This is a genomic window from Silvimonas sp. (genome assembly GCF_031291215.1).
GTDB lineage: Bacteria > Pseudomonadota > Gammaproteobacteria > Burkholderiales > Chitinibacteraceae > Silvimonas > Silvimonas soli.
Genome location: NZ_JARLJK010000054.1, coordinates 655602 through 666987 on the forward strand (window position 1 = coordinate 655602; position 11386 = coordinate 666987).

Sequence of the window (11386 nt, forward strand, 5' to 3'; positions counted from 1 at the left end):
ATCTTTATCCCGCTGAAAGCTTGCTGTTGACGAGATTGATTTAAACCGCAAAAAAAACAACATGTCCGTTGAAAGCGGCATGGTGTTTTTTTTTAAAGATCAAAGAACCGGCAGCCCGATCAGTACGTCAGCGCTAATTAGCATTGCTTTGCGGGATGCTTAGGCCATTAAACTCGATCACGTGAGTATCCGGCCAAGGGTGCCAATGCGCGAGATTTTACCCTGCGGCGCTACTTCAAATCCCACGCCATTGCCATGTTGTTTCACGCCGTTAGCCCATAACCCACTTGAAGTTGTATGCATGGCCAGCTGGCGCAGCTGGTTACGCTCTCATGCCAGCATTGTCTTGAGCTCGGCAATTCGTGCTGAGGCCGTGCTGTCAAACGAATTCAATGCGCTCTGCAATTGTCGAAATGCCAGACTGATATCGCATTCTTCACCTGTGGTGCAGCTTTGTTCCAGTGCAATGCACGGCGCGGTAACACTTTCCAAGTGCAACAAATGAAATCCGCCCTTGATCTTGTGGGCCTGCAGTTTTACTTCGTCCCACTGTTTATGGGAATAGGCTTCTTGCAAATGCGGCAAATCCAGCGCGGTTTGTTGCAGGATGGATTCAAGCATCAGCAATTCTGTTTTAGGGTTGCCCTTGGTAAAGTCGTTTAACCGCTTGAACGCGGAAATGGGCGTTTCTGCCGCGACCGCTGCCGTGTGAGTTGCCTGCGGAAATAGTCGCCAGAGTGTTTCCAGCCAATGCCCAAGGCCGACTGGTTTGGTGAGCACGACATTCATGCCCGCATCCCTGCCTTGTTGCGCAATTTCTGGTTGTACATAGGCGGTTACGCCTACTACCGGTATGGGCTGGCGCAGGCTGGTGTGCTCCAGTTGGCGAATACGCGCTGTCATGTCGATGCCGCTCAGGCCCGGCATGGAAAAATCCGTCACGACGAGATCAAATTGCTGAGCTTGCCAATAATCCAGACCCTGTACGCCATCGCTGGCCTCTTTGACCAGGCAGCCCAGCGTTTCAAACTGGTCTCGCAAAACCACACGATTGGCAAGATGGTCATCCACAACCAATACCCGCAGGTCGGTAAAGCGTACATCAGTGGGGATTTCACTCGCGTCGCTCGCATCTGTGTTGGCGGCGCAGCGCGTCAAGGCGAGCGTAAATTGCACGCGTGTGCCTTTGCCAGGTTCGCTGGACAGCGCAATTTGCCCGCCCATCATCTGTACCAAGCGATCACAAATGACCAAGCCAAGGCCGGTGCCACCCTTGCGATAAACCGCGCTGGTGTGCTCGGCCTGAGTAAATGGTTTAAACAAAAGCGGGATGTCTTCTGGCGCAATGCCAATGCCAGAGTCCGCAACTTCAAACTGGATATGTAACTGGTCTGCCTGCTGCGCCAGCAATTGGCAGCGCAATTCAACCCGGCCCCCGGCAGGGGTGAACTTGATGGCATTAGCGAGCAGATTGGCCAAAATTTGCCGCAGCCGTACCGGGTCGACCATGACCCACAGATCATCATCCACGCCTTTCAGCGTGGTCTGCAGTTGCAGGTCTTTGCTGCGCGCCAGCAGTTCAAACATGCGCGAGACGCGGTTGATCTTGCTGGCCAGCGGTACCGGTTCTTCGTAAAGCGAGAGTTTCTCCGCTTCGATTTTGGAGAAATCCAGAATGTCATCAATTAACGACAGCAAATAGTGGGCGGAGTCTTGCGCGGTTTCCAGCGCGTCGTTGTGCTTGCCCGCACCTTTTAGTCGGCGCAATTGCAATTCCAGCATGCCGATAATGACGTTCAGCGGCGTGCGGATTTCGTGGCTCATACTGGAGAGGAACGTGGTTTTCGTCCGATTCGCTTGCTCGGCGATGGTACGGGCTTGTTCGGCCATTTCCTTGGCCTGACGTAGCTCCCGCTCCAACTGGGTGCGGTCGGTAATATCGACCCAGCCACCGACCACACCCGCAATGTCGCCACTTGCGTTATAGAAAGGCGATACCCAGGCATAAACGTCGTAATGATGTCCTTGGTATTCAAAGGCCTGATCGACAAATTGTGACCCTGCACCACTCAAGGCCAGATGATGCAGGTGCTCCGGCATGATTGATATTTCGTCTGCCGCGGCCAGTTCAAGTGGGTCTTCACTTGCTGGACTTGTGGGCTGCTCTGGCACCCCGAAGAAATTGCGATACGCCAGATTGCACGTCAACAATTGTGACTGGGCGCCTCTTACAAAAATCGGCACTGGCAAGCTGTTGAGCAAGGCGGACTGGAATGCGAGTTGATTCTGTATCTGTAACTCGCTCGCTTCCCGGCGTTTGACCTGCCTGCGGATTAACCATAATGAGATCAGCGAGATGAGAGAGATCAGCCCGATACCGGCAATCATCAAGAGGTAGCGCAGGCGAAATTGCTGCCATTCTGGCTCTGGACTTTCTGCCGACATCCAGTGTCGGCGCATGGCCGCCAGCTCTCCCGCACTGGTTGCGGCGAGGACCTTATTAACAATTGAGAGCAACTCGGGCTGGTTGGCCGCGACCCCAAACGTTAACGGCTGTTGTTCATAAGATGCCACCGCGCTTACCGCAAGTTTGCTGTGGTAAGACTGTGAAAGCATATAACCCGCGTTCGACGTCCATGTAAGGATACCGTCGGCGTTCCCCTGTTCTAGCTGTGTGTAAGCGTGTTCGTTGCTAATGCAAGGCAATATGGTTGCACCCGGGATAGTGACTTGCCCCAGAAACTGATCGCAGGCGATCACCCGCTTATTCTTCAGTGAAGCTAATTCTATCGGATGGCCCGGATATCCCCGGGTGACCAGGGCAGGAATTTCCTGAGCATACGGGCGGCTGAGCAAGATATCACCTTGAACGCCGGAGCCAGGCGATACGAGAGCCAGCAGGGTAGTGCGGCCGATGCGTAGATCTTTGGAGAGATCGCCAAAAGTGTGTTGCGGTATGCCTTCCAGTTTAAAACCCGCCTGCCGTGCCACCTCGTTGAGCATAGCAATGGATATGCCGGCAGCTTTATTCCCCGGCAACTCATAAGCATAAGGGATAGCGTCATCAAGGTAACCGTACTGCAATACAGGATTCGCTTTGATCCATGTCCGCTCTGCTGCTGAAAATTGAAGCCGGGCACCCTGGTAGGGGAGCGGTGCTTGCAGCTGTGCATGCTGTATGAGCATGAAGTCCCGTGGGATATTCTGCAGGGACCTATCGAGCAATTGACGCAAGACTTCGGCATCACTGCGTACGGCAAAATGAAAACCGGATTTTGCGATGTTGGCTTCATTTGCAACATCCAGTAAGCCGAATTGATACTGACTTGCCCAAAAACTGACGATGGCATAAGGAAGCACACCCATAGTGGCCTGGCCAAAAATAACGCCGCGGATGGCATCCCGCACTGTGGGGTAAGACTGATAGCGCCATCCGGGGTAGGCCTGTCGCACTGCGTCAATGCTGATCAACTCCGGCACATACCCCAGCGTGTGTGCAGCAATAGGTGTGGTCGTGAAGTTGTTAACGTCCGAATGACGCACGACTTCGACCAGGCGGCCCGAACCGAAAGTGCTTTCTGTTAATACAGCGCCGGAATCCGGGGGCAAGGTCATTACCGCAGGTTTGATATCTATTTCACCTTTGCGTAATGCTGCCAGTGCCGTGTCGAGGTCGGGGTAGCGCCGGAACACCAAGGTGGCATTGAACTGCGCTGCCATGGCGTTCAGGAAATCGACGGCTGTCCCTGTGTTTGATCCATCCAGCCCTACCATTTCCAGCGGTGGTTGTTTGTCTGGAACGATACCCACCACCAATTGATGATGGTGAGCGGCAAGCATCCGGATTTCAGCTTGCGACAATTCCAGAGGTTTGATTTGCTCATCGGCCCGCGCAGTAACCTCACTGGCCCGAATGTTCGCAGAAGCCATGAGTGTGACGAATGTGATCAGGTTAATCAGTGCGTTGACCAGTCCGGAACGGGACCTCAAGATGCGATGGGGATTCAAAAGTGGCCTCAACGTTGCGTGGCGCCGGGATTGCCGCAGCAGCACAGACTTTGTGGGCCACGGATCAAAGTACAGCTGCTGTAGCTGAATCGAACCAAATCCATCCCGCATTCACGGGAAAGCGATGCCGCCCCAAGATGAAAGTGGACCATGATCCGCCTGCCTGCGTATTGGCAAGTTGCAGATCCGATCGGACTTAGAAAATCAGCCCATGCACGCGGGCGTAAGTGGCAAGTTCAACCGTGCTATGCAGGTCCAGCTTTTCCATTACGCGGATTTTGTGAGTGCTTACCGTTTTTTCGCTCAAGTGGAGTTCTTCAGCAATTTCCTTGTTTGCTGCCCCTTTGGCCAAGGCCATCAACACGGTCAGTTCACGAGGCGTAAGCAGCTTGGTCGGATCGTTACTCTCTCCCGCAAGCAATTGGGCTTCATTGGGGAAGCAGTTGTAGCCTCTGAGCACCATGCGCACGGCAAACAGCAATTCTTCGACGTCTTGATCCTTGCTGATAAAGCCGTTTCCCCCCACCAAAGCCACGCGTGATGCGACCAGCCTGGGGTCCGTAGCGGAAAAGACAAGAATCTTGCAGCGCAACTCGCGACGCCGGATTTTTGATATCAGTGTGATCCCATCAACGGCGGGCAGATTGAGGTCCAGGATCACCAGGTCCGGGTCTGTTTCCACAATGCCTGCGAATGCAGCTTGCCCATCTATGGCCTGGCCCACAATCTCGACGTTTGGCAACGATGGCAATATCGCCGATAACGCAATTGTCGTCGTGGGGTGATCATCTGCAAGGAAAATGGTCGATTTTACTGCATCCACCATGTGGTCACCTTTGGTTAATGGAAAAACGCGCCACGTTATCAGTAAACGGTGGACGCAAAGCACAATGCGGGCAGCGGTATGGGCATGCGTTGGGGCCGCGTTGATCATCACATTGCCCGGATAGCGAACGGGCGTGTTTTATGATGGCTGTAATCCCGCTCAGCCATTTCCAGAATAGAAGTAACCCCAAGATAAAAGCAAATATCGCGCAACAGGCGGCAAGCGGCCGGTACGCGGTCATCGGCTCCAGGCCCGATAGCAGGTACGACAACCCCATCAGGCCAGCGAAGGCGTTGGTAAGCAGCAGCATGGTCAATGCCTTGGAATGCTTGCCCATAAGCCACCAATGTGTGCCGAATAGCCCCAAAAATAACCACGTCACCCACAATACAAGTGGTGAGTATTTCCTCTGCGGTGGCTGACAGATGCCGGGCCGTGGGCTTGCCTTTATTCTTATAATCTTATATTGCTTATTGGCAGTAAGTTTTGGGCTGGTCTCACATAAGTTGGACTCATGTTGCATTGGTCTGTTTTAGAAGGTACTTGACTGGAAAGACCGGAATTTATGCGTGATTTGTTGCCATTGGCATAAGAGTTGCGGATAGAAAATCTCAGATAATTCTTTTTGAGAAACTGAAAATTCTGATGACAAATCGGGATGCGCTCTTATTTGATTTTCCGAATTAAAGTACGATTCAGTCGGGCGCCATTTTTGTTTTTCGAAGCGGCCATATGAGGCTTGTGTGCATCAGCGATAAAAAACGGCAAAAAAAGTAATTCCTTGCCGTGCCGCTGGTGGGCTCAAATGCGGTCTCACCGGGGCTTCCCGAACTGCACACTGTTTGAATTGAATTACCAGAAACATGGGGAGCATTGCAAAAAGCGGAGGGTCGCAAGCGGAGGCTATCTAGCCGACAGCGGCCAATTTAGCGCAGCGGTCAGCAGCACCAGAATGGTTACTGACGAGTAACCAGCTTCCGCTGTTGGGCAAGTGGGTGACGGTGCGCATGGCGTAAATCCGGGTGGACCCTGGACCCTGCTGTCTTCGTGCTGATTTATGAAACAGTACTACTTAGCGATAAAAATCGGAGGGCGAAACGCCAAAGTGGCGTTTGAACATGGCTGAATATGCACTCTGGCTACTGTAGCCATGCTGCAGCGCCACGTGGAGAATCTTGTCACCTTGGGCCAATTGTTCCAGCGACAACAACAAGCGTGCTTGCTGACGCCAGCGGCCAAAGGTAATGCCGGTGTGTTGCTGGAATTGCCGGTGAAAGGTCTTGCTGCTCATCGCCAGCGTGGTAGCCCAATCACCCACGGTGGCGGGGTCATCCGGGTGCGCGGCCAGATGGGTACATACCCGATTCAGGCGTGGGTCGGTGGGCCACGGCAAATGAAAGGGCAATACCGGCAACGCACGCAATTCATCCAGCAAGAAGCGCATCAAGCGGCCATCGCGCGAATCTGCGACGTACGCCAGCGGGAGAATGGATGCCGCCAGAATTAGCTCGCGCAGCAGGGGCGAGACATCGAGTACGCAATCGGTGGTGGGCAAGCCGGGTGCGGCGTCCGGATTCACAAACAGCGTTTTCATATTCACCACGCCGCGCATGCGTACGGTATGTGGCACGTTGGCCAATAACCAGACGCCACGGGTGGGCGGCACCACCCAGCGTCCAGCCGCGGTTTCAATCACCATCACCCCGCTGGTGGCATATAAAAACTGGGCGCGACGGTGGGTGTGCGGCGCAATAAAGTGCCCATCGACATAGTCTGCCGCCATGCCCGTCACCGGCATCGCGGCAGACTCAAACGGCAAATGTGCGTCCAACTCGGGCATGGCTTGTCCTTTTTGCAATAACTGATGACAGTTTATCCAGAGACAGACGCAAGCGGCATCTGAAACCATGAGCCTTCGATTTAGCAACCGAGGGTCTGGCCAATGAAAGCCTGGTCTTTTCCGTTCCTGGCCATCTTGCTGTGGGCGGGCAACGTAGTGGTGTCAAAGCTGGCGTCGGGGGCTATTGCACCGCCCGCTATCACTTTTTACCGGCTGGTGCTGGCCGTGCTGCTAATGAGCTGCTTCGTGCTGCGCCCTGCCTGGCGCAATCGCACAGCCATCAAACCGCAACTGGCGCGACTGGCTTTGCTGGGTTTTTTGAGTATGTCGTTTTATCAGTGCTTGTCGTATTGGGCAGCGGACACTTCAACGGCCACCAATATGTCGATCATTACCGCGCTGGTGCCTTTGCTGACGATGTGTTTGAGCGTTTGGCTGCTGCGTGAGGCGCCTACGCAAGGCATGGCGCTTGGCGGTGTCACTGCACTGGCGGGGATAGTCTGGTTGATCAGCCGGGGTGCACCCGCTGCGTTGTTGCGGGGCGGATTGCATACCGGCGATTTACTCATGCTGATTGCCTCGCTTAGTTATGCCTTTTACAGCATCTTGCTGCGCAAATGGCCGCTTGGTTTACCGGCGTGGCAATCCACTTATCTGCAAGCCTTGTCGGCGCTGGTGTTTATGGTGCCGATGTTCTGGCGTGTGCCCGCAGCCCAAGCCCGGCTGGATACAGCCACCTTGCCGTTGATTGCGTACGCCGGGGTATTTGCGTCGGTGGTGTTGCCGGTGTTGTGGATTAACGGTATTCGGCACTTGGGACCGAACCGCTGCAGCATGTTTATCAATTTGCTGCCGGTACTCACAGCTGGCCTGGCGGTCATATTGCTGGGCGAGCGCTTGCACGGCTATCACCTGGTGGGTGGCGGGCTAGCGGTGGTGGGCGTGCTGGCATCTCAGTTATTGCGCAAACCGCTGTGGCCGATGGCCGTCGCACTATTGCAGGAAAGCCGCTCATGATTGGCACCACGTACACGGAACCCATCGCCACCGCCGATCTTCTGAACAGCCTGTTGAGCACGCTGGAACGCATCGCGCTGGCTCTGAAGCAGCGGAATCCTGATTCGTTTACAGAGCAGCATGAGCCACCTGCTGTGGTGGCTTATCGCTGGCAAAGCGTACCCGGCGTGCAGGCGATGCGGCGGTTGCATCCGGTGATTAATCCGCAACTGGTGCGCTTTTTTGCGGATCTGCGCAACGTGGATAGCCAGCGTCAGGCCCTTGGGTGCAATACCGCACAATTTGTGCACGGTTATCCGCCCGCGCAATTGCCGCCCTGAATGCAGCCCAGCCCACGCCGCCCTTGTTAGTACTGATATTTCCACGGCCGCTTTTACAAGAACTGAGAGCTAATAATTTAGTTCGGCGGGCTACCATGAATCTCGGAATGATTCTTTGCCTCGGAGTTGCCCTCGTTATAGCCCCTTGATTCCGCCCAAGATCAAATCAATCCCGGCGAGAAAGTCGCCCCGGTCATCGTGGCTGCGAAGTTGCTCCGCCATCGATCGCGTAAAGGGGTAGTCGGCCTCATCGAGACCCGACCACACTGAGGAAACTTCGCTCAAAAAGTCCTCGCGTTCCAGCTTGCGCATCTGGGCCGAGAGCCGATTCGCGGCGTTCTGTCCGCCAACGCCGAGGATGTAATGCAGCAATGTTGTCGTTGCCGACCACTGGCTGCTCTGCTGCACGCCGAGCGCTCTCACCTGCTGCCCAATGCTCTCGAAGAGGCGCACCATCGGCAACTGTTCAGCCGCCTGCAGCAGTGCCGAGCCGATCCAGGGGTGCTCGTCCATGGCGTCGAACACCCCCAGGGCCAAAGCGCGAATGGTTTCGCCAGCTGTTTCGGCTTGCGCGCACGAATCAATCGCGGCGGCAATCACCGTGTCGCAGGCAGCGACGAGCAGATCGCCCTTGTTGGCGACATGCCAGTAGATTGCGCCGGGGCCGGTCGCCAACCGTTCGGATAGTGCGCGGAACGTCAATCCACCGTCGCCTCCGCTGTCGAGCAGTTCGATTGCCGCTTCGATGATACGGTCCCGGGAGAGGGAATCCTCACGCCGTTGAGGAGGCTGTGTTTTCTTTGCCATGCCGCATCTTGACACAAATGGAACGACATTCCATGATGTTGGAACGGCATTCCACAAAATAATCCGGCAACGATGCCTTCCCCGCTCAAAAAAGGATTCAAGGTGACACGCATGATCGCAATTGTAGGTGCTGGCCTCGGCGGGCTGATGCTCGCCCGGGTACTTCATGTCCACGGCATTGCCTCAATCGTCTACGAGGCAGAAACCTCGCCCGACTCGCGCACGCAAGGCGGCATGCTCGACATTCACGAAGACAGCGGCCAGCTAGCATTGAAGTTGGCGAAGCTGCATGACAAGTTCAAAGAGCTTATCCATCCCGGCGGCCAGGCCTCGCGTGTCCTCGACAAAGACGGAGCGGTGCTGCTCGATCAACCAGATGATGGCAAGGGTGGCCGGCCAGAGGTGCGCCGGGGCGAGCTGCGCCGCTTGCTGCTGGATTCGCTGCCCGCCGGCACGGTGCACTGGGGGCACAAGGTTGCAACGGTGGCGGCGCTCGGCGATGGCCGGCACAGCCTGACCTTCGCCCACGGCGCCACAGTGATCACTGATCTGCTCGTGGGGGCCGACGGCGCGTGGTCCAGGGTCCGGCCATTGGTATCCGATGCAACGCCCGTTTATGCCGGTATCACCTTCATCGAGACCTTGCTCACCGATCCTGACACTCGCCACCCCGCGAGCGCCAAAGCGGTAGGCACCGGTGGATTCTTTGCCATGGCGCCGGGTAAGGGCATTTTTGCACATCGCGAGCCGGAGGGCGTACTGCATGCCTATGCGGCGATACGAAAACCGCTAGCCTGGATCAGGGAGGCCGAGGACGCCGATCCATCCGTCGCTCGGGCCCGTGTAGCCCATGAGTTTGATGGATGGGATCTCGCTCTCACGGCGCTGATCACCGATAGCGAGACGCCCCCAGTATTCCGGCCAATTCATGTATTGCCCGCAGCGCACCGATGGGACCGCGTGCCCGGTGTGACACTACTTGGTGACGCAGCGCATCTGATGGCACCTGCAGGCGACGGCGCCAATCTCGCCATGGTTGATGGCGCGGAACTAGGTGAGGCCATCGCGGCATACCCGGGAAACATGGAGGTCGCCCTTGCTTGCTATGAGGAGAAGGTCTTCCCCCGTAGCGCACAGGCGGCTTCGGGGGCGGTCGAGGTGCTTGATATCTGCCTCGGCCAAGACGCGCCAGATAGCCTGGTACGGTTTCTCGGTTAATGCCAAAACGTCGGGTGGATGCATCTGGGGACTGCAATTCGATCGATGTCGGCGGTCTTGAAGGGAGCGTTTAGCGTTTCGCATGGAATGGATGGGCCAGGCTGACAGCGGCCATCTTCCAGAATTGAGCTGCGCCAGCGTCGATCATATCCCTGTGGGGCGGCAGCACGAGAAGGAAGCAATGAGCTTCATACCTTCAGCCCGAAAAGCTTTGCCGCATTTTCGTGTGCGATCTTGCGGCGATCAGACTCGCTGACCGGAGTGCGTTCGATCCACGCTGAGTATTCCGCCATTTTCTCATATGGGCTATCGACGCTCCCCAAAACGCGGTCCGCCCCGACGGTTGCAAGCGTACATTGAAGTGCGTGGTCGCTGAAAAAACCGCTCGTCGTGAAGAAAAAATTCTCGCTCAAGTATGCTTGCACGGTCTTTTTCGTCCTCGTGCCAAGCGGATTATCGTTGTGTGTGTGTTCGAGCCGCCATGAGAGGAATGGAAGGCCTTCGCCAAGGTGACCCAGGATGACAGTCGCCCGCGGATGACGGTCAAACAACCCGGACCATATCAAGCGCATCGCATGAGCGGAGGTTTCGACGGCGAAACCAAAATTTGCCCCGTGCATCTCGGGATGGCCCGCATATATCCCTTCCAACACCCCCTTAACGCTCACGCGAGGATGCAGGTACACAGGCGTGCCCAACTCTTCGCAGCGCGTCCAGAGGGCATCAAAGCGGCGATCATCCAGGTAAATCGGCGATCCATCCGGCGAGGTTGAGTATCCGTTAACCATCACGGCGCGGAACCCAAGCGCATTCACACAATACTCAAGTTCCTCAACCGCCCGCACGGGGTCTTGCAGTGGAACGCTTGCGAATCCTTCGAGACGGCCATTACTCGTCGCGCATTGCTTCGCAAGGTAGTCATTTACCATGCGGGCCTTTGCGGCCGCTTCGTGCGGGTCTGAAATTCCCTCGATGCCGGGAGCCTGCAGCGACACGACACAAACGTCGACCCCACTTGCATTCATTTCGCGAAGCTTCTCACTCAAGTCCAGGCCATTGAGAATCGATTTCGCGGTCTCGGGCTCAAGACCAAGCTTCGCTGCAAACTCGGTTGGGTCGCTCGTCATGAATCCCGCAGGCGCGAAGTGCTCTTCAAGGCAGATTTTCTTGAGGCGTGGCGCGTTAGTATTCGTCATCAAATAATCTCTATGGTCTGGCCCGGCCTCGATGGACACTGACTTAAGGTGGATAATGCCCACCCAGGAGTTGTGTTCATGACCAAGACCAGACGTACTTACCCCGAATCCTTCAAACGTGATGCAGTAAACCAGGTGCTGGCCGGCACCCCGT

9 protein-coding genes are annotated in these 11386 nt (G+C 55.8%); 3 read left to right on the forward strand and 6 right to left on the reverse strand.

The window, feature by feature from the left end:
• Positions 1 to 330 precede the first annotated feature (330 nt).
• From P4L78_RS04465 to P4L78_RS04480, 4 genes are all read right to left on the reverse strand, one after another.
• Complete coding sequence (locus P4L78_RS04465; RefSeq protein WP_309327087.1) at positions 331 to 3930, reverse strand: ATP-binding protein; 3600 nt, start codon at positions 3928 to 3930, stop codon at positions 331 to 333.
• 274 nt (positions 3931 to 4204) lie between these two features.
• A complete protein-coding gene (locus P4L78_RS04470; protein ID WP_309327088.1) occupies positions 4205 to 4834 on the reverse strand; it encodes a response regulator transcription factor in 630 nt (209 codons plus the stop codon).
• Positions 4835 to 4838: 4 nt separating this feature from the next.
• Positions 4839 to 5357, reverse strand: a complete 519-nt coding sequence (locus P4L78_RS22860; protein ID WP_405051493.1) for an NINE protein — start codon at positions 5355 to 5357, stop codon at positions 4839 to 4841.
• Positions 5358 to 5906: 549 nt separating this feature from the next.
• Positions 5907 to 6674 carry a helix-turn-helix transcriptional regulator gene (locus P4L78_RS04480; RefSeq protein WP_309327090.1) on the reverse strand — a complete coding sequence of 256 codons (768 nt, stop codon included), beginning with the start codon at positions 6672 to 6674 and terminating at the stop codon, positions 5907 to 5909.
• A gap of 102 nt (positions 6675 to 6776) precedes the next feature.
• On the opposite strand from P4L78_RS04480, the gene P4L78_RS04485 reads away from it, so the two are divergent.
• Together P4L78_RS04485 and P4L78_RS04490 are read left to right on the forward strand one after the other, a co-directional pair.
• Complete coding sequence (locus tag P4L78_RS04485) at positions 6777 to 7691, forward strand: DMT family transporter (protein WP_309327091.1); 915 nt, start codon at positions 6777 to 6779, stop codon at positions 7689 to 7691.
• Positions 7688 to 8011 carry a hypothetical protein gene (locus tag P4L78_RS04490; RefSeq protein ID WP_309327092.1) on the forward strand — a complete coding sequence of 108 codons (324 nt, stop codon included), beginning with the start codon at positions 7688 to 7690 and terminating at the stop codon, positions 8009 to 8011. The genes P4L78_RS04485 and P4L78_RS04490 overlap by 4 nt, the downstream gene beginning before the upstream one ends.
• A 135-nt stretch (positions 8012 to 8146) precedes the next feature.
• On the opposite strand, the gene P4L78_RS04495 is transcribed toward P4L78_RS04490, so the two are convergent.
• The gene (locus P4L78_RS04495; RefSeq protein WP_309327093.1) at positions 8147 to 8818 is read right to left on the reverse strand and encodes a TetR/AcrR family transcriptional regulator; all 672 of its coding nucleotides are present in this window, start codon (positions 8816 to 8818) and stop codon (positions 8147 to 8149) included.
• A gap of 111 nt (positions 8819 to 8929) precedes the next feature.
• Here P4L78_RS04495 and P4L78_RS04500 point away from each other — a divergent pair, with 111 nt between their 5' ends.
• Positions 8930 to 10036: an NAD(P)/FAD-dependent oxidoreductase gene (locus P4L78_RS04500; protein WP_309327094.1), complete on the forward strand. Its 1107-nt coding sequence runs from the start codon at positions 8930 to 8932 to the stop codon at positions 10034 to 10036.
• 188 nt (positions 10037 to 10224) lie between these two features.
• Here P4L78_RS04500 and P4L78_RS04505 read toward each other — a convergent pair.
• Positions 10225 to 11386 (reverse strand): amidohydrolase family protein (locus P4L78_RS04505; RefSeq protein ID WP_309327095.1); only part of this gene is annotated, 1162 nt, incomplete at its 5' end.

What these genes read in the sequence shown, in the direction of transcription:
- P4L78_RS04480 (WP_309327090.1), bottom strand. Translation starts at nt 6,674, where the DNA reads ATGCCCGAGTTGGACGCACATTTGCCGTTTGAGTCTGCCGCGATGCCG.
- P4L78_RS04485 (WP_309327091.1), top strand. Translation starts at nt 6,777, where the DNA reads ATGAAAGCCTGGTCTTTTCCGTTCCTGGCCATCTTGCTGTGGGCGGGC.
- P4L78_RS04490 (WP_309327092.1), top strand. Translation starts at nt 7,688, where the DNA reads ATGATTGGCACCACGTACACGGAACCCATCGCCACCGCCGATCTTCTG.
- P4L78_RS04465 (WP_309327087.1), bottom strand. Translation starts at nt 3,930, where the DNA reads ATGGCTTCTGCGAACATTCGGGCCAGTGAGGTTACTGCGCGGGCCGAT.
- P4L78_RS04470 (WP_309327088.1), bottom strand. Translation starts at nt 4,834, where the DNA reads ATGGTGGATGCAGTAAAATCGACCATTTTCCTTGCAGATGATCACCCC.
- P4L78_RS04500 (WP_309327094.1), top strand. Translation starts at nt 8,930, where the DNA reads ATGATCGCAATTGTAGGTGCTGGCCTCGGCGGGCTGATGCTCGCCCGG.
- P4L78_RS22860 (WP_405051493.1), bottom strand. Translation starts at nt 5,357, where the DNA reads ATGCAACATGAGTCCAACTTATGTGAGACCAGCCCAAAACTTACTGCC.
- P4L78_RS04495 (WP_309327093.1), bottom strand. Translation starts at nt 8,818, where the DNA reads ATGGCAAAGAAAACACAGCCTCCTCAACGGCGTGAGGATTCCCTCTCC.